Genomic DNA, 18,464 nt, shown 5'->3' with positions numbered 1-18,464 from the left:
CGAGGTCAAGGCTACACCCTGGCTATGCCAGTAAAAGTTAAAGCTTGCGACGTTCTCAGGAAACCAACGGTAAATCCTGGGGCGGTAGCGTGTCTGATGCAGATCAAACCTCCACTCGCGCATGCACGTGAAGGAGGGTCCGGGCGGCGTTCCGTGCCCCAGCGCGATGCCTTTTGATTTTTTGGGCAGACGTTGTCTGCAATCGCAGCCGAAGTCACTCCCTCAAGGAATTGGCGGTACCAAAGGCCTTTGTAGGAGGGCCGACCCGGCGCGATGCTTTGAGTTTTTAGAGCTCTCGTTCTTATGGCTGCTGGTCGCCGAGTTGATCAGCACTCAGGGCAAGTCGCTTTCGCAACTGGTCGGCGAGCGCATGGCCGCCGCCCCATGCAGCGGCGAGATCAACTACGCCGTCAACGATGCCACGGCCGTGATCGAGGCGGAGCAGGAGTACTATGCCGAGCAAAACCCGAAAGTGAATACCACCGATGGCATCAGTCTGGAGTTCGCTGATTGGTGCATGAGTCTGTGCGCGTCGAATGCCGAGCCGTTGTTGCGACTTACATATAGAATCCTGCGCCAATCCCGCTCTTGTGGCCAAGCAAGTGAAGGTGATTGAGGCTCTCCTGGCCGGCGATTAAAACTTAGGACGTTGAGTTACCGAAGGCTAGCCACACTTGGGCAGCTTAATTTCCCACCTAGATGGATTGTGAACAACGCATGAAAATCCTCGTTACAGGCGGCGCCGGCTTTATCGGATCTGCAGTCATTCGGCACATCATCCACAATACCGCCGACAGTGTGGTGAATCTGGACAAGCTCACCTATGCCGGCAATCCCGAGTCCCTGGCCGAAGTCAGCGATAGCGAGCGCTACGTGTTCGAAAAAGTGGACATCTGCGACCGCAGCGAACTTGACCGCGTGTTGCGTGAACACCAACCGGATGCGGTCATGCACCTGGCTGCCGAATCCCATGTGGATCGCTCCATTGATGGCCCAGCGGCTTTTATCGAAACCAATATAGTCGGCACCTATACCCTGCTGGAGGCTACGCGCCAATACTGGCAAGGCTTGGCTGCAGTACGTAAAGCGTCTTTCCGCTTTCATCACATTTCGACCGATGAAGTGTATGGCGACTTGGAAGGCACCGATGACTTGTTCGTTGAAACCACGCCTTACGCACCCAGTTCGCCTTACTCCGCCAGCAAGGCCAGCTCGGATCATCTAGTGCGCGCCTGGTTGCGCACTTATGGCTTGCCTATCCTGATAACCAACTGCTCGAACAACTACGGGCCGTATCACTTCCCCGAGAAGTTGATTCCATTGGTTATCCTTAATGCACTGGAAGGCAAGCGATTGCCGGTGTACGGCAAGGGCAACCAGATTCGTGACTGGCTCTATGTCGAAGACCACGCCCGCGCGCTCTATAAAGTAGTGACCGAAGGCCAAGTAGGGGAGACCTACAATATCGGCGGTCACAACGAGAAGCAGAACATCGAAGTCGTCCACACCCTCTGTGACCTCCTCGATGAACTCCGTCCTGTAGGGGCCAATTCATTCGTCAAACATCTGTCCAGCTACAAAGACCTCATCTCCTACGTGCAGGATCGCCCTGGCCACGACTTGCGCTATGCCATAGATGCTAGCAAAATCCAGCGCGAACTCGGCTGGACCCCGGAAGAAACCTTCGAGTCGGGTATCCGCAAGACAGTTGAGTGGTACCTGTACAATCCTGAATGGGTCGCCCATGTGAAAAGTGGCTCCTACCAACAATGGCTGGACAAGAATTACCGCTCAAGGACGACGACTGCATGAAAATTCTCCTGCTTGGCAAGAATGGCCAAGTTGGCTGGGAGCTGCAGCGCTCCTTGCAGCCGTTGGGGCAGGTGATTGCTCTGGATCGTGCCGGGGGAGCGGGCCTGGTTGGTAATCTCGGCGATCTGGCTGACCTTGAGCAAACGCTGTGCGACCTCAAGCCGGATATCGTCGTCAATGCCGCCGCCTATACCGCCGTCGACAAGGCCGAAAGCGAGCCTGCCCTGGCGAGGCGCATCAATGCCGAGGCGCCGCAGGTGTTGGCCGACACCATGGCCAAACTGGGCGGCTGGCTGGTGCACTACTCCACCGACTACGTGTTCGACGGCAGCGGCCAGCAACCCTGGCAAGAAGACCAGCAAACCAACCCACTGAATATCTATGGGCAAACCAAGCTGGAGGGCGAGCAAGCTATCCAGAGTAGCGGCTGCAAACACTTGATCTTTCGTACCAGCTGGGTTTACGCCGCGCGTGGCAACAACTTCGCTAAGACCATGCTCCGGTTGGCCGCCGAGCGCGAACAGCTGAAGATCATCGATGACCAGATCGGCGCCCACACTGGTGCAGAGTTGATCGCCGACATCACCGCCCACGCACTACAAGCCAGCAAGCGCAAGCCTGAGGTCAGCGGCCTTTACCACCTGGCCGCCGCAGGCGAGGCTTCCTAGTATGACTATGCTCGCTTCGTGATCGACCACGCGCGTAATGCCGGAGCAGAACTGGCGGTGCAGCATATCGGTGCGATTGCGACCAGCGATTACTCGACCCCAGCCCAGCGCCCCCTCAACTCACGACTCGATTGCCGCAAACTGCATGATACTTTCGGCCTGCAGTTGCCTGAATGGCAAAGCGGCGTGACGCGCATGCTCATAGAAACACAAGGATATTGAGATGAATCGCAAAGGCATTATTCTCGCAGGCGGTTCCGGTTCTCGCCTGCACCCGATCACCCTGGGGGTTTCCAAGCAACTACTGCCGATCTACGACAAGCCGATGATTTACTACCCGTTGTCGGTCCTGATGCTCGCGGGCATTCGCGAAGTGCTGATCATCTCCACGCCAGAAGACCTGCCGAACTTTCGCAAGTTGTTGGGCGACGGCAGTCAGTTTGGTATTCAACTAAGTTACGCCGAGCAACCGACACCGGATGGTTTGGCGCAGGCCTTTATTATTGGTGCCGAGTTCATCGGCGACTCTTCCGTGTGCTTAGTGCTTGGCGATAACATATTTTACGGCCAGCATTTCTCCGATAACCTGCGTGCGGCCACTCAGCGCGAGCATGGTGCCACGGTATTCGGCTATCACGTGGCGGACCCCGAACGCTTCGGCGTGGTTGAGTTCGACAGTCAAGGTCGCGCCATCAGCATCGAAGAGAAGCCGGCAAAGCCCAAGTCCAACTATGCCGTGACTGGGCTGTACTTCTACGACAACCGAGTGATTGAGGTTGCCAAAGGCATCCAGCCCTCCGCCCGTGGCGAGCTGGAAATTACCGATGTAAACCGCTTCTACCTCGAAGAGCAAAGTCTCAATGTGGAAATGCTCGGCCGTGGCTTTGCCTGGCTGGATACCGGCACCCACGAATCGTTGCTGGAAGCGGGGCAATTTGTGCACACCATTGAGCACCGCCAAGGCCTCAAAGTCGCTTGTTTGGAAGAGATCGGTTTCCATAACGGCTGGCTTAGCGCGGCTCAAGTACGTGAACAAGCCGAGCGCCTGAAGAAGACCAGCTATGGTCAATACCTGCTCAATCTATTGCAGGATGTCCCGTCATGAAGCTGATCCAGACCAGCATTCCCGATGTGGTCATTATCGAGCCGGCGGTATTCACCGACGAACGCGGCTGGTTTATGGAGAGCTTCAACGAGAAACGCTTTCATGACGAGTTACAAAAGCTTGGCTTGCCGGTGCCGCGTCCTTTTGTGCAAGACAATCACTCCTGTTCGAAAAAGGGGGTGTTGCGCGGTCTGCACTATCAACTACCGCCGCATGCTCAAGGTAAGTTGGTGCGCGTTACCGAGGGCGCTGCCTTTGATGTGAGTGTGGATATTCGGCAAGGTTCGGTAACCTTCGGTCAGTATGTGGGCATTGAGCTAAGTGCGACTAATCACAAGATGCTCTGGATTCCAGAGGGCTTTGCTCATGGGTTTGTCGCGCTGGATGAAAATACACATTTTCATTATAAATCCACGGATTACTATTCAAAGAGGTGCGAGGCGGCGATTCGTTGGGGTGATCCTGAATTGGGTATCCAATGGCCGAAAATGGAGCAATTGATCATTAATGACAAGGATCGGACGGCGCCTTTTTTAGTGAAATATGAGGCGCGAATTCGTAGAATTTGTTAATTGTTACTATATAATTTTTACTTTGCGAGTAATGGCTTGCAGCCATTGTCATTATTTGATTAGTAAATAATTTTGGAGGCTTTTCGATGGAGCTTATCATTTATGGTGGCGGAGATTTCTCAAGGCTTATGAGACGTTATTTCGAAAGTTATTCGGATTATAAGGTTGTCTCTTATTGCTTGGATAGTGAATACATTTCAAGCGCTTTCATTGATGGAGTCCCAGTTGTTTCTTTTGAAGAGGTTGAAAAATACTATCCTCCAGAGAGATGCGAGATGTTTGTTGCTGTAGGATACTCTAGTATGAGAAGCAGAGTGTCTATGTATAAAAAAGCGAAAAGTAAAATGTACAAAATGCCTAATTATATCAGTAGTCGGGCTGTAGTTGAGTCTGGAGTTTTTATGGGGGATAATAATGTAATTTTCCAGGGTGTTCAAGTCGAGCCGTTCGTGATAATTGGAAGTAATAATATTATTTGGTCTTCTTCAGTTATTTGTCATGATGTGGTCGTTGGCGATCATTCATTTATTGCGGCTGGCTCAACTGTAGGTGGTTTTTCATTTATAGGAAATAATTGTTTTCTGGGGTTCAATTCTACAATTATTCAAAATATAACAGTGGCTGACGAAAGTCTTGTAGGTGCTTGTTCTTTGGTTACCTCAAATACCAATAGCTTCTCTAGAAATATTGGGGTTCCGGCAAAGGAAGTTGCGCTTCATGTAGAAGAAGGAATAAAGATAAAATGAAAAAAGTCGCCATAGTTCAGTCTAACTACATTCCATGGAAGGGATATTTCGACATGATCGCCGCCGTGGATGAGTTTATTCTCTACGACGATATGCAGTTCACCAAAAATGACTGGCGCAACCGCAACCAAATAAAGACACCGCAAGGGACGCAGTGGCTAACAGTGCCTGTTGGTAAAGATATCAGTCGACGCATACGGGATGTGGCCCTTGATTCTAGGTGGCAAGTAAAGCATTGGAAGTCTTTAGAAAGTAACTATCGCCGAGCGCCACATTTTGATGAGATAGCGGTATGGTTAGAGCCTCTATACATGGCGCAGTCTTACGCTAATTTATCTCAAATGAATCGTCAATTTATCGAGGTTGTCTGCAGTTATCTTGGTATCAAGACCGTGATAAGTAACTCATGGGATTACACTCTTGTTGACGGGAAAATCGAGAGACTTGTCGATCTTTGCCGTCAAGCAGGAGGTACGGAGTACATCTCAGGCCCTGCGGCCAAAGATTACATTGAAGAGCGCGTATTCACTGATATGGGAATCAAGTTGAGTTGGTTTGATTACTCGGGATACAGTGAATATCCACAGCTTTGGGGTGAGTTTACCCACGGTGTTACCATTCTCGATTTATTATTCAATTGCGGGATGAGCTCGCCTAATTACATGAGGCATGTTACCCAGTGATCGCATTTAACAAACCTCCCTATACCGGCAACGAAGATCAATATGTACTCACCGCCATGCACAGCGGAAAAATTTCCGGCGATGGCGAATTCAGTAAGCGTTGTCACGCTTGGTTCGAAGAGCGGCTTGCATGCAAGAAAGCACTGCTCACGCCATCATGTACTCATGCTCTGGAAATGGCCGCAATATTGATCGATATACAGCCTGGCGATGAGGTTATCATGCCAAGCTACACGTTTGTTAGTACTGCAAATGCTTTTGTGTTGCGTGGTGCAAAAATTGTTTTTGTTGATATTCGCCCGGATACGATGAATATCGATGAGGAACTTATCGAGGCTGCGATCACCCCCCAAACAAAAGCAATAGTTCCTGTCCACTATGCAGGCGTCGCCTGCGAAATGGATACTATTATGACTATCGCTGCGCGGCACGAACTGTTTGTGATCGAGGATGCCGCCCAGGGGATGATGTCCACTTATAAAGGCAGGCCACTGGGAAGTATTGGTCATATGGCGGCTTACAGCTTCCATGAAACCAAGAATTACACCAGTGCTGGCGAGGGCGGTCTGTTAATTATTAATGATGAGCGTTTTGTTGCTCGCGCTGAAATAATCCGGGAGAAAGGCACCAACCGCAGCCAGTTCTTCCGAGGTATGGTTGATAAATACACGTGGGTGGATCTAGGCAGTAGTTATTTACCGTCGGAATTGCAGGCTGCGTATTTGTGGGGCCAACTTGAAAAAGCCGAAGAGATAAATGCTGCGCGCTGCGAGTCCTGGCATGAGTATTATCAATCTTTTCTCCCGCTTGAGCGATTAGGTCTGGTTGAGCTTCCACATGTTCCTGTTGAATGCGCCCATAACGCGCACATGTTTTATCTTAAACTGAAAGATATTGATCGAAGAGCTCAGGCTATTAAATCGCTCAAGATGGCTGGGGTGCAGGCGGTATTTCATTACGTGCCCTTGCACTCATCCCCTGCGGGCAAGAAACATAGTATTTTCGTTGGTGAAGATAAGTATACAACTGCAGAAAGTGAGCGCTTGGTTAGGCTGCCCATGTGGTTCGGGTTGGACAGCTGTTCAATAGCGAAGGCCGTTTCGGCACTGTCCTAACTAGGTAATCTGGGGTTGGTATGAATTTTCATCTTGGATATATGTAAGTGGGACCGATCTACAGCGCTTTATTAACAACGATAGCCCAGTTTTCTAAAATAGCGGTGGGCTTCGTTCTATTGAAGCTTATAGCTATTAACTTAGGTCCAGAAGGGTTAGGTACGCTGGGTCACTTCATGAGCGCGGTAACCATACTCTCCCTGCTGGCCGGTGGCGGAGTGATGAATGGAATAATTAAGTATGTCGCAGAGTATCGCGTTCAGCCGCAGAGGTTAAAGGATTTTATTTCTGCGGTTATTAGTTATTCCCTGTTCTTCTCGTTGGTGTTTCTGGTAGTTGGCGTGGTCTTCTCTGGGTACATTGCTGATTTTCTATTGGGAACCCCAGATTATTATTGGCTTGTCGTACTCCTTGCGGTTGCACAAATGGGCTTTGCTTTTACCAATACAGTTACCGGTGTTTTTAATGGATTAAGAGATACTAAAACATTTGCTAAAATACAGATCGTTGGAAGTTTACTAGCGCTGCCTCTCGCTTGGTTTGTAGTTGCGAACTATGGGATTGCAGGTTCTGCAATTGCTATAGTGATGGTGATATTTTGCTGTGTATTCCCCGCCATTTTTTATTTCAAGAAGTCATCTTTTTTCGCGAATTTAAGTTTTTCGGCGATAAATAAGTCGGATTTCAAAAGGCTTTCGTCGTTTACCTTGATGTTGATGACCAGTGCGCTTGCATTTCCGCTGGTAGAAATAGTTGTGCGTGAATTTTTGATACGAAATAGTGGTTATGCCGAGGCGGGCATCTGGCAGGCAGCTCTAAGGTTGTCTGGTGCGTACCTGAGTTTTTTTGCTGTGTTCTTGGCCTATTACTTTATGCCGCTCATATCAGCAGAGCAAGATAAGAGGGTAATCCAGTATCATGTTTTTCGTTTTATGCTTCTGGTGATGGGTGTGTTTATATTCGGTGCCGTAACGCTGTATGTAGGAAGGGATTTTTTTATTCCATTACTTTTATCCAAGGATTTTGTAGTGCTTGAAAGCCTGATCGTCTACCAACTGGTTGGCGATTTTTTCAAGATATCGGCTTATGTTGTTGGCTTTGTTGGGGTGGCTAAGGCAGCTACTAAGCTTTATGTGGCGGCTGAAATTGTTCAGAGTGTATTATTTATTCTGTTCGGAATTTTTTTCTATCAGTATTATTCGGATGTTAAAGGGGTAATGATTGGGTATGCTTTTTCTTGCTTTTCATATTTTCTGATTTGTGTGGTTGGTTTTTTTGTATATTTGAGGCGCTAAAATTTCGTGACGCGTAAATGAATTTATATTTAAAGGGGGTTGGTGATGTTGATCTTGGCTAATACGCTTTCTTTTAATGGGGGCACTACGTTTATCTTAAGGCTGTGTCGGGAGTTTTTGCGCAGAGATAAGAGGATTGGTGTTCTTGTTTTAATTAACGACGTGGATAAAAAGTTGCTGCTTGAAATTGAGAAGTATGCAGATGTCTACTTTCTTGGCGACTATCAGCGGCCATTATTTTCTTGGACGTTTAGTAGTCAGCTCGGGGTTTTTTTTCCGCTAGACTTTAAGTCTCTTAAGGTTCTATTTCATCGTTATGATAATTGCGTTCATGTGATGGGGGTTTTTGGTTTGCTTTTTGCTGCGCGTTTCATCAAGAAGCAGTCAACTTCCCTTAAGATGTCAGTTGGAATATACCACCAAAATGAATTCATGTTTTCTGACGCTAATTATTACTTCGCCAACATCGCCAAAGCTATATTTTCGAAGTTGGGTGCCGACGCAGTAATTTTATTTAATGAAAATTGTGTGACTTCTTATTCTGTTTTTTTTGATAACGATTATTCTTCTTCGGTATTGGTGCCAGTTGGTATAGATTTGCCTGTAATGACTCGTGAGATTTATGGAGATAGTTCATCTGGTCGGATTGTATCGATTGGTAATCTTTATAACTTTAAAAGTTATAATATGCATATTATTAATTGCATGCCGTTTTTCTTGATGGGGAATCCATCGATTGTTTACGAGATATATGGGGCTGGTCCATTTGAGAAAAATTTAAAGGAGTTGGTGGCATCGCTTGGCATCGAACACGCGGTCTTTTTTAAAGGACAAATTCCTTACTCGGAATTACCTGATGTGCTCGCTGGGGCTTTTCTTTTTGTGGGGAGTGGGACTGCAATCGTTGAGGCGTCGGCACTTGGCATTCCGTCACTAATAGGTATTGAGTCTACTCGCGAACCTATCACGTATGGCTTTCTTAGTGATGTTGAAGGTTTTTCATATAATGAAATGATAGAGGGAAAGAAGGTTTCCCTGATGCTTGATACGATTAAGACGTTGCTCCACGATTCAGATGCATGGCTTGATGTGGCGATAAAATGCAAGGGGAAAGCGAGCAGTTTTTCAGTTATTCATACTGTTGATGGATTTCAACTACAGGGCTCGCGTGATTTTTGTGTCGGGCCGAGCGAAGTTAATGGCTACTCAAATATTCGGGCACTAATCTCTTTCCTGTGTTGTGGGGTTAAGCATACGTTAGGCGTGGATGTAAGATTTGCTAATCGCAGAGATCAGGGGACTTTAGGTTGATATGCGCATAAAGAATTCAACGTGCCAGGCGCTTTTTTTTGCTTCTATATTTTTTTTAGTAAGTCTTTATGTTTTTCCATATTTTACTGGGGGTGATCAATTCGGCTATCGCTCATTCTATGAGGGTGTGAGTGCTCTTTCTTTATTTGATGCATTTGATTTTTATATGAATTCTCTGGGGACTATGGAACCTGGGTATTTTGTTTTTGTTTTTATTTTTTCTTCTATTTTTGATAAGGATTTTATTTTTTCGACTGTTAATTTTCTCTTTGCTTATCTTGGTTTTTTGTGGCTTGTAAGGAGTCGTGTTAGCCGGTGGATCGTTGTTTTGTTATGCTTTAATTTTTATTTTTTTGTTTTATTGTTCTCCGCAGAGCGCCTTAAATTTTCGATCTTGTTTTTTCTGTGTGGGGTTTATTGTTTTGGATTTTTTCGCTATTTTTTCTGGATAGGATCTATATTTGTGCATGTGCAAGTTGTCTCACTTCTGGTTTCGGCGCAGTCTTCTCGTTTTTTGATGTTTTTAAAGTCGTTATCAAGAGGGGCGGCTGGGTTTGATTTTTTTGTTTTAATGATTGCGCTACTTGTTTTGGTCGCGATTTTCATTATTTTAAGAGAGCATATTTCGAGCAAGTTTTATTTTTATTATGCGTTGGCTGGAGGTTATCAAGGGCTTTTCAAACCTGTTTTTTTTACGTTGCTTGCGGTCATATATGCTAAAGGCAAATGGGCAGAGGCGCTTGTGGCGGGTTTGCCAATTATTTTATTGGCTTTTTTTGTCGGTTCAGATAGGGTTACCATAATCTCTTATTTTGTTTTTATGTACTATGGCCTTAATTTTCGGCGCGGACTTAATCTTGCCGTTATCTCTTCATCTGTATATTTTGCGGTAAAGGGTGTAATTTTTTTGAGTAATATAATACGGTTTGGTGATGGGTTTGCGCTCTCTGCGTCAGGATAGAGGCGCTCTCTTAAGAATATTGCAGATAAAACACTTGGAATTGAATATGTTTAAAAACAAAATCCTCCTCATTTCTGGCGGTACCGGATCTTTCGGCAACGCCGTGCTCAAACGCTTCCTCGCCAGCGATATTGCTGAAATTCGTATTTTCAGCCGTGACGAGAAGAAGCAGGATGACATGCGTAAACACTATGCCAATTCCAAGCTGAAGTTTTATATCGGCGATGTGCGGGATTATCAGAGTGTACTGAACGCTACTCGCGGCGTGGATTACATCTTTCATGCGGCGGCGCTCAAACAGGTGCCTTCTTGCGAGTTTCACCCGATGGAGGCCGTCAAGACTAATGTGATCGGTACGGATAACGTGCTGGAGGCGGCGATCCAGAATGGCGTCAAGCGGGTGGTTTGCCTGAGTACCGACAAGGCGGTGTATCCGATCAACGCCATGGGTATTTCCAAGGCGATGATGGAAAAGGTTATGGTGGCCAAGTCGCGTAATGTCGATGAAACTAAGACGGTTATTTGCGGCACTCGTTACGGCAATGTCATGGCTTCGCGTGGTTCGGTGATTCCGTTGTTTATCGAGCAAATTCGTGCCGGTAAGGCGCTGAGTATTACCGACCCGAACATGACCCGTTTTATGATGACGCTGGGTGATGCAGTCGATCTGGTGCTCTACGCCTTTGAACATGGTAATAACGGTGACTTATTCGTACAGAAGGCCCCCGCCGCTACGGTCGAGACGCTGGCTCGTGCGCTGACCGCGATGCTCGGCAAGCCCGAGCACCCGATTCAGGTCATTGGCACTCGTCATGGCGAGAAGCTTTATGAGGCCTTACTCAGTCGCGAGGAAATGGCCTGCGCTGAGGATATGGGGGAGTACTTCCGCGTGCCGCCGGATCTGCGTGACCTCAACTACAGCAAGTTTGTAGAGCAGGGTGAAGAGAAGATTTCGCACATGGAAGATTACAACTCGCATAACACCGAACGCTTGGATGTGGAAGGTATGCAACGCCTGCTACTCAAGCTTGAGTTTATGCGTGCCATCCAGCGTGGCGAGCACGCAATAACGGAGGAGTGAGTGATGAAGGTACTGATCACTGGCGCTAATGGCTTTGTTGGCCAGAACCTTGTTGCGCATTTGAGTGAACGTGCGGATGTCGAGGTGTTGCGTTTTACGCGTGAAGATTCGTTGGCGAGCTTACCTAGTCTTGTTGCGCAGACGGATTTCATTTTTCACCTTGCAGGAGTCAACCGTCCGCAAAATCCGCTTGAGTTTCAGACCGGCAATACTGATCTGACACGCGCGCTGTGCGAGGCCATCAAGGTCAGTGGTCGGCAGATTCCTGTGCTGTACACATCATCAAGTCAGGCCGAACTCGATAATCCGTATGGCAGCAGCAAACGCGGTGCCGAAGAGGCATTACTTGAGCTAGCAGGTACCAGTGGTGCCGCAGTGCATCTGTTTCGTTTGCCCAATGTATTTGGTAAGTGGGCGCGCCCGAATTACAACTCTGCGGTGGCGACCTTCTGCCATAACATCACCCGTGATCTGCCTATCCAGATTAATGATCCCCATGCGCGCATCAATCTCGTCTACATCGACGATGTGGTCAGTCATTTCATCGCGGTCATGGATGGCCTGTTGGTTGGCGAGCCGTTTGTCAGTGTCGATCCGCAATACAGCATCACTATTGGCGAACTGGCCGAACAGCTCCATACCTTCCGCGACAGCCGCAAGTCGATGATCTCCGAGCCAGTTGGTACTGGGCTGGTGAGGGCTTTGTACTCCACTTACCTCAGCTACTTGCCGCCCGAGCGTTTTACTTACGAAGTGCCGAAATACGGCGACCAGCGTGGTGTGTTCGTGGAAATGCTGAAAAGCAAAGACTCTGGGCAGTTTTCTTACTTTACTGCGCATCCGGGCATTACCCGTGGCGGGCATTATCACCACTCCAAGACCGAGAAGTTTCTGGTCATAAAGGGCAAGGCTTGTTTCCGTTTCCGACAGATTGTTTCCGGCGAGTTCTACGAGCTGTTCACTGAGGGTGATAAGCCTGAAATCGTCGAAACCGTACCGGGTTGGACGCATGACATTACCAATGTCGGCGATGACGAAATGATCGTGATGCTCTGGGCCAATGAGATTTTTGACCGTGAACACCCTGATACCTATACCCGCGTAGTGGGTACTGAGGCATGAGCGGCTGCGAACAGGAAACTGCAATGAAAAAACTCAAAATTGTCACAGTGGTGGGCACTCGCCCGGAGATCATTCGCCTGTCGCGGGTAATGGCCAGGCTGGATGAGTGCTGTGAGCATGTGTTGGTGCATACCGGTCAGAATTACGATTATGAGTTAAATCAGATTTTTTTTGATGACCTGGGTATTCGCAAACCGGATCACTTTCTCAATGCTGCCGGTAGCAGCGGTGCGGAAACCATCGGCAATGTGATTATTGCGGTGGATCGCGTGTTGGCTGAGGTGCAGCCTGAAGCCTTGTTAGTGCTCGGTGATACCAACAGTTGCATGGCTGTGATTCCCGCCAAACGCCGCAAGATTCCGACCTTCCATATGGAAGCCGGCAACCGCTGTTTCGACATGCGTGTACCGGAAGAGATTAACCGGCGCATCGTCGATCACACCGCCGATATCAACCTGACCTACAGCACCATCGCGCGTGACTATCTGCTGCGCGAAGGCCTGCCGCCAGACATGATTATCAAGACCGGTAGCCCTATGTTTGAGGTGCTCAATTATTACCGTGAAGGTATTGATGCCTCTGATGTGTTGGAGCGCTTAGGCTTGGAAGCGGGCAAGTTCTTTGTGGTCAGTGGTCACCGAGAAGAGAACATCGACTCGGACACGAACTTCCTAAAGCTGGTGGATGTGCTCAACACGGTTGCCGCGCATTACGGTTACCCGGTAATTGTCTCCACTCATCCGCGCACGCAAAAACGTGTGGATGCGATGGGCGTGGTATTCCATGCCAACGTGCGACTGCTAAAGCCGTTGGGTTTCAAGGATTACAACAAGCTGCAACTTACCTCTAAGGCGGTGTTGTCGGACAGCGGCACGATCAATGAAGAGTCCTCAATCCTCAACTTCCCTGCATTGAATATCCGTGAAGCGCACGAGCGCCCGGAAGGCATGGAAGAAGCTGCGGTGATGATGGTCGGCTTGGAAACCGAGCGAGTCATGCAGGGATTGCAGATACTAGAGTGCCAAGCACGCGGAGAAGAACGCAGCCTGCGCATGGTGGCCGACTACAGCATGCCCAACGTTGCTGAAAAAGTGGTGCGGATCATTCACAGCTATCGCGATTATGTGATGCGCAATGTCTGGAAGCGGAACGACTGAGCCTTCGCATGTCTGAGAAAAAATTGAAGGTTCTGATTGTCAGCCAGTATTTCTGGCCAGAAAACATGCGCATCAACGATCTCGCCGAGGGATTGATTCAACGTGGGCACGAGGTCACTGTTTTGACTGGCTGGCCCAATTATCCGGAAGGACGCGTATTTGAGGATTATCGTCGCTCGCCCGAGCAGTACGCTGAGTATCGGGGTGCAAAGATCGTGCGGGTACCGTTCGTTCCGCGTGGCAAACGTAGCATCACTCTCATCCTGAACTACGTGTCGTTCTTCGTTAGTGGATCAGTGTTGGGCAGTTGGAAACTGCGCGGAAAAGAATTCGACGCGATTTTCGTCTATGCGGTATCGCCGATTATGTCGGCTATCCCCGCACTTGTGATTGGCAAGTTGAAGAGGGTGCCCGTATTTATCTGGGTGCTTGATTTATGGCCAGAGACATTAAAGGCGGTTGGTGTATTGGGCAATGCACGCCTGCTAGCGCTGGTTGGCAAAGGTGTGTCTTGGATATACAACAGGGCCGACTACCTGCTCCTTCAGTCGAAAGCATTCACTGCCAGCGTGACACAGTACTGCACGCGCGCAATGCCCCCCGAGCGGTTGGTGTATTTCCCAAGCTGGGCCGAAGATGGCTTTTCTAGCCTGCCGGCGGAGGGGTCGCCGCTGATTGAGCGTGACCTTCGATCTTTCACGGTTTTGTTCGCCGGAAACCTGGGGGAAGCGCAGGACTTTCCCGCCATTCTCGATGTGGCCGAGGGCTTGCGCGGCGAGTTGGCCATACGCTGGGTTATTGTTGGCGACGGTAGGATGAGCGAGTGGCTTGAGCAACAGGTCAGCGAGCGAGGGTTGGACAATGTGTTTTTGCTGGGACGCCACCCACTTGAGGCCATGCCTCCTCTGTTCGCAACAGCCGATGCGCTGCTAGTCTCGTTAAAGACCAACGAAGTATTCGAAAAAACCATCCCCGGCAAGGTACAGGCCTACTTGGCATCCGGTAAGCCGATCCTGGGCATGATCGATGGTGAAGCTGCCCGCGTCATCGAAGAGGCCGATGCCGGCCTGACCTGTCGCTCGGGAGATCGTCAGGGGTTTGCCAGAATTGTCAGCCAGATGGCGCAAATGAGCCCGTCACAGCGGGAGGCCAGGGGCGCCTCAGGTAAACGTTATTACGAAGAGCATTTTTCTAAAGCAAAGCTCTTTTCGAGTTTGGAGGGCTTGTTTCACCAGGCTACTCTCAGGGGCAGAAATTGACGCTAAAAACAGTGCTTTTGACTGGCAGTACAGGATTCGTCGGACATCCCTTGCTTTTACGCATGTCTACTGACGGTTTTAGTGTGGTGGCGTGCTCGAGAACTCCTATATCGGAACTGCCTGTTGGCGCGATCAACGTACCTATTACTGCTCTCAATGGCGCCACTGACTGGAAAGTTGCTTTGGCCGGCGTGGAAGTGGTGATTCATGCGGCCGCTCGCGTTCACGTCATGCACGATGAGTCTTCCGACCCGCTCGCCGAGTTCCGCAAGGTCAACGTCGATGGCACCTTGAACCTTGCCCGCCAGGCTGCGGAGGCGGGTGTAGGCCGCTTCATATTTATCAGTTCGATCAAGGTCAATGGTGAGGGCACTCCTGTCGGTGTGCCTTACGTTGCTGATGGTCAGGCAGCGCCTGCGGATCCGTACGGCATTTCCAAGATGGAGGCTGAACAGGGGTTGCGTGCGCTTGCAGCCGAAACCGGGATGGAGGTTGTGATTATCCGGCCGACGTTGGTCTATGGGCCGGGTGTGAAGGCCAACTTCCTCAATATGATGCGCTGGCTGCACAAGGGCGTTCCTCTACCTTTCGGGGCTATTTATAACCAGCGCAGCCTGGTTGCCTTGGACAATCTGGTCGACCTGATTGTGACCTGTATCGACCACCCCACTGCCGCTAACCAGACTTTTCTGGTTAGCGATGGCGAGGATCTTTCGACTACCGAGCTATTGCGCAGAATGGGCGTTGCCTTGGGCAAGCCAGCCCGGTTGTTACCGGTGCCAAGTCGGTTGTTGGAAGCCGGGGCGGCGATGCTGGGCAAGCAGGCTCTTGCCCAGCGCTTGTGCGGTTCACTACAGGTCGACATCAGTAAGACACGTGAACTATTGAACTGGTCCCCGCCGGTCAGCGTCGATGAGGCGCTGCGCAAGACGGCGGAGCATTTTTTGCGGCATCGCATGCAATGATGCGCCGTAGGCTATAAGCCGCCCAAGTAATGCTGTCATTGAGGTTATGTACGCGTTTGTGTACGCTTTAGACGACTTATGAGGAGCTCAGCATGCAAGCCATCAACTACACCACCGCACGGCAGCACTTGGCAGAAACCATGGATCGAGTGAATAGCGACAGGATGCCTCTGCTGGTCACGCGGCAGAAAGGTGAACCGGTGGTGATGATGTCTTTGGCCGACTACAACGCCCTAGAGGAGACCGCCTATCTGCTCCGCTCGCCGGCCAATGCGCAGCGCCTGATCACGTCGGTCAACAGCCTGCGTGCAGGTAAGGCACAGGCGCATCAACTCAGCGACGAAGAGTGATAGGCGTGAACATTCTCTTCACGCCCGAGGCGTGGGACGACTATCTCTGGTTTCAACAGAACGACAAGGCCGGACTCAAACGAATCAACCTACTGATCAAGGATGCTCAGCGCAGCCCGTTCGAGGGTATAGGCAAGCCTGAGCCGCTCAAGCACAACCTGAGTGGCTTCTGGTCGCGCCGCATCAGCGAGGAGCACCGGCTGGTCTATACGGTTGATGATGGCGCATTACAGATCGTGCAGTGCCGCTATCACTACTGATTTTGGCAACCTATTTTTGTGTCGGTTTTGTTGTAAGTCGGTGTAGTGCTGAGTTCGCATTTACAGTGATCACTATCAGCCCTTAACAGGAATACGACCTTTTTGGCTCTGTACCCGTTACGTGTTGCGTGGGTAACCCTTCACGTATGGGTTAGCCGCAGGCGTAACCCACCATTTTTGCGACGATTAATCTGGTTTCCGCCGTATCCGTTAGCGGGTTACGCAGCTGCGCGGCTAACCCGCCCTACAAAAGCACCCTACGAATGCGCCACTCAACACAGTTAATGGGCACATGGTTTTTTTGCTGACTCAGGACGTTGATTTTTGATGATAATTTGGTGGTGGTTGCCGGCTATTGCTGGCGTTTCGTTTTTTTTGACCTGGGTTTTGCGTCGCTATGCCCTGGCCCGCAGCCTGATGGATATCCCCAATGCCCGTAGTTCGCACTCGGTGCCGACGCCGCGGGGCGGTGGCGTGGCTATCGTGGTGAGCTTTCTGCTGGTCTTGCCATTGATGGCCGGTATGGACCTTATTGCGTGGCCATTGGCTTGGGCGTTGTTGGGTGCTGGTGCGGGCATCGCTGTGTTGGGCTTTCTCGATGATCATGGACATATCGCCGCGCGCTGGCGTTTGCTTGGGCATTTTTCTGCAGCTATCTGGGCGCTGTTCTGGTTGGGTGGCTTGCCGCCGGTGGTTCTGTTCGGTTTCACCTTTCATCTGGGGTGGCTTGGTCATGTGCTGGCCGCGGTGTATCTGGTGTGGTTGCTGAATCTGTATAACTTCATGGATGGCATCGACGGGATTGCCAGTGTCGAAGCCATTTGTGTGTGCCTGGGTGGTGCATTGTTGTATGCGCTGTTGGGCTTCGCTGGCTCAGCTCAACTTACGGCTTGGGTTATGCCTATGTTGCTGGCGGCTGCGGTTGCGGGTTTTTTGTTCTGGAACTTCCCGCCGGCACGCATCTTTATGGGCGATGCGGGCAGTGGCTTTCTCGGGATAACCCTGGGGGTATTGTCTCTGCAGGCAGCCTGGGTGGCGCCGCAGTTGCTGTGGAGTTGGTTGATCCTGCTCGGGGTGTTCATCGTTGATGCCACCTTTACCTTGCTGCGCCGGCTGTTGCGCGGTGACAAAGTTTATGAGGCCCACCGCAGCCATGCCTATCAGTATGCTTCGCGCCGCTTCGGTCGGCATTTGCCGGTGACTCTTATTGTGGGTGGCATCAATCTTCTCTGGCTGTTACCTATTGCGCTTTGGGTTGGTCTTGGCGGGATAGATGGTTTGCTGGGGCTGTTGATCGCTTATCTGCCTTTGCTGGGCCTGGCGGTGAAATACCATGCTGGTGAGTTGGAGCAGCGGACATGAGTGGGCGAACATTACTGATCGTCGGAGCAGGCGGGCACGGTAAGGCGGTTGCAGAGGCGGCGCTGTTGAGTGGCGAATGGCAGCGGATCGCTTTTGCCGATGACCGTTGGCCTGAGCTGAGCGAGAGTTTTGGCTGGCCGGTGGTAACCAATGTAGCGGGGTTGGCTGCGCTGGAGGTTCAGGTAGGAGGAGCCATTGCGGCGATTGGCAATAACGCCATGCGTGAACAGTGCGTCAAGGCCATTCTTACAGCTGGGCTGCCGCTGGTAACGGTGGTGCACCCCCGAGCCTGCGTGAGTCCTAGCGCAACCATTGGCGCGGGCACGGCAATAATGGCGCTGGCGATGGTGGGCGTCGATGCGACGATTGGCGAGGCAGCTATCGTCAATGCCAATGCAACAGTCGATCATGATGCCAGTCTTGGCGATTTTGCTCATCTTGGGGTCGGTGTTCAGTTGGCCGGCGGGGTTCAGGTTGGCGCTCGGGCTTGGTTACAGGCAGGGTGTAGCGCGGGGTATCAGGTTGTGGTTGGCGCCGGGATGGTATGTGCGCCCGGTACGGTATTGCTAGCTAACTAGGTCGTGAGTGTTTTTTGGGCATGTGACCTGGCTTTGATCGCTGGATGTGCCTTGCATGCTGT

At 50.4% G+C, this 18,464-nt stretch carries 19 protein-coding genes and 1 pseudogene; all 20 read left to right on the top strand.

Annotated elements, in window-relative coordinates; genetic code table 11:
• Positions 1-121: 121 nt before the first annotated feature.
• The 20 genes and pseudogenes from VCJ09_RS13800 to VCJ09_RS13705 all read left to right on the top strand — a co-directional run bounded on the left by VCJ09_RS13800 (position 122) and on the right by VCJ09_RS13705 (position 18,402).
• Entirely contained in the window at positions 122-616 is a 495-nt protein-coding gene (locus VCJ09_RS13800; RefSeq protein ID WP_324730752.1) for a hypothetical protein, read from the top strand.
• Positions 617-717: 101 nt separating this feature from the next.
• Positions 718-1,812, top strand: coding sequence for a dTDP-glucose 4,6-dehydratase (gene rfbB / locus VCJ09_RS13795; RefSeq protein WP_324730751.1), 1,095 nt, complete (start codon positions 718-720; stop codon positions 1,810-1,812).
• Positions 1,809-2,702: pseudogene (gene rfbD / locus VCJ09_RS13790) on the top strand (dTDP-4-dehydrorhamnose reductase). Before rfbB ends, rfbD begins: the two are co-directional and overlap by 4 nt.
• 1 nt (position 2,703) lies before the next feature.
• Positions 2,704-3,585 carry a glucose-1-phosphate thymidylyltransferase RfbA gene (gene rfbA, locus VCJ09_RS13785; RefSeq protein ID WP_324730750.1) on the top strand — a complete coding sequence of 294 codons (882 nt, stop codon included), beginning with the start codon at positions 2,704-2,706 and terminating at the stop codon, positions 3,583-3,585.
• Positions 3,582-4,157 carry a dTDP-4-dehydrorhamnose 3,5-epimerase gene (gene rfbC, locus VCJ09_RS13780; protein ID WP_324730749.1) on the top strand — a complete coding sequence of 192 codons (576 nt, stop codon included), beginning with the start codon at positions 3,582-3,584 and terminating at the stop codon, positions 4,155-4,157. Before rfbA ends, rfbC begins: the two co-directional genes overlap by 4 nt.
• Positions 4,158-4,243: 86 nt before the next feature.
• On the top strand, positions 4,244-4,903 hold the full coding sequence (locus VCJ09_RS13775; protein WP_324730748.1) for an acetyltransferase: 660 nt from the start codon (positions 4,244-4,246) through the stop codon (positions 4,901-4,903).
• A complete protein-coding gene (locus tag VCJ09_RS13770; RefSeq protein ID WP_324730747.1) occupies positions 4,900-5,586 on the top strand; it encodes a WbqC family protein in 687 nt (228 codons plus the stop codon). The genes VCJ09_RS13775 and VCJ09_RS13770 overlap by 4 nt, the downstream gene beginning before the upstream one ends.
• Positions 5,583-6,701, top strand: coding sequence for a dTDP-4-amino-4,6-dideoxygalactose transaminase (rffA, locus tag VCJ09_RS13765; RefSeq protein WP_324730746.1), 1,119 nt, complete (start codon positions 5,583-5,585; stop codon positions 6,699-6,701). Before VCJ09_RS13770 ends, rffA begins: the two co-directional genes overlap by 4 nt.
• Before the next feature lie 47 nt (positions 6,702-6,748).
• Complete coding sequence (locus VCJ09_RS13760) at positions 6,749-7,996, top strand: O-antigen translocase (RefSeq protein WP_324730745.1); 1,248 nt, start codon at positions 6,749-6,751, stop codon at positions 7,994-7,996.
• Positions 7,997-8,041: 45 nt separating this feature from the next.
• Positions 8,042-9,307, top strand: coding sequence for a glycosyltransferase (locus VCJ09_RS13755; protein WP_324730744.1), 1,266 nt, complete (start codon positions 8,042-8,044; stop codon positions 9,305-9,307).
• Between the two features lies 1 nt (position 9,308).
• Entirely contained in the window at positions 9,309-10,268 is a 960-nt protein-coding gene (locus VCJ09_RS13750) for a hypothetical protein (RefSeq protein ID WP_324730743.1), read from the top strand.
• Between the two features lie 46 nt (positions 10,269-10,314).
• Positions 10,315-11,349, top strand: coding sequence for a polysaccharide biosynthesis protein (locus VCJ09_RS13745; protein ID WP_324730742.1), 1,035 nt, complete (start codon positions 10,315-10,317; stop codon positions 11,347-11,349).
• A gap of 3 nt (positions 11,350-11,352) precedes the next feature.
• The gene (gene wbjC / locus VCJ09_RS13740; RefSeq protein ID WP_324730741.1) at positions 11,353-12,471 is read left to right on the top strand and encodes a UDP-2-acetamido-2,6-beta-L-arabino-hexul-4-ose reductase; all 1,119 of its coding nucleotides are present in this window, start codon (positions 11,353-11,355) and stop codon (positions 12,469-12,471) included.
• A 23-nt stretch (positions 12,472-12,494) separates the two neighbouring features.
• Positions 12,495-13,628, top strand: a complete 1,134-nt coding sequence (gene wecB / locus VCJ09_RS13735) for a non-hydrolyzing UDP-N-acetylglucosamine 2-epimerase (protein ID WP_324730740.1) — start codon at positions 12,495-12,497, stop codon at positions 13,626-13,628.
• 8 nt (positions 13,629-13,636) lie between these two features.
• A complete protein-coding gene (locus VCJ09_RS13730; RefSeq protein WP_324730739.1) occupies positions 13,637-14,887 on the top strand; it encodes a glycosyltransferase family 4 protein in 1,251 nt (416 codons plus the stop codon).
• Positions 14,884-15,852, top strand: coding sequence for a UDP-glucose 4-epimerase family protein (locus VCJ09_RS13725; RefSeq protein WP_324730738.1), 969 nt, complete (start codon positions 14,884-14,886; stop codon positions 15,850-15,852). Before VCJ09_RS13730 ends, VCJ09_RS13725 begins: the two co-directional genes overlap by 4 nt.
• A 92-nt stretch (positions 15,853-15,944) precedes the next feature.
• Positions 15,945-16,202 (top strand): type II toxin-antitoxin system prevent-host-death family antitoxin, encoded by a 258-nt coding sequence (locus VCJ09_RS13720; protein ID WP_324730737.1) that lies wholly within the window; start codon positions 15,945-15,947, stop codon positions 16,200-16,202.
• Between the two features lie 5 nt (positions 16,203-16,207).
• Complete coding sequence (locus tag VCJ09_RS13715) at positions 16,208-16,462, top strand: Txe/YoeB family addiction module toxin (RefSeq protein ID WP_324730736.1); 255 nt, start codon at positions 16,208-16,210, stop codon at positions 16,460-16,462.
• A gap of 327 nt (positions 16,463-16,789) precedes the next feature.
• The gene (locus tag VCJ09_RS13710) at positions 16,790-17,824 is read left to right on the top strand and encodes an MraY family glycosyltransferase (protein ID WP_324734663.1); all 1,035 of its coding nucleotides are present in this window, start codon (positions 16,790-16,792) and stop codon (positions 17,822-17,824) included.
• The gene (locus VCJ09_RS13705) at positions 17,821-18,402 is read left to right on the top strand and encodes an acetyltransferase (protein WP_324730735.1); all 582 of its coding nucleotides are present in this window, start codon (positions 17,821-17,823) and stop codon (positions 18,400-18,402) included. The genes VCJ09_RS13710 and VCJ09_RS13705 overlap by 4 nt, the downstream gene beginning before the upstream one ends.
• Positions 18,403-18,464 lie beyond the last annotated feature (62 nt).

Source organism: Pseudomonas paeninsulae (assembly GCF_035621475.1).
In the GTDB taxonomy this organism is placed as follows: Bacteria; Pseudomonadota; Gammaproteobacteria; order Pseudomonadales; family Pseudomonadaceae; genus Aquipseudomonas; species Aquipseudomonas paeninsulae.
This window is presented reverse-complemented; position numbering and strand designations above follow the sequence as displayed.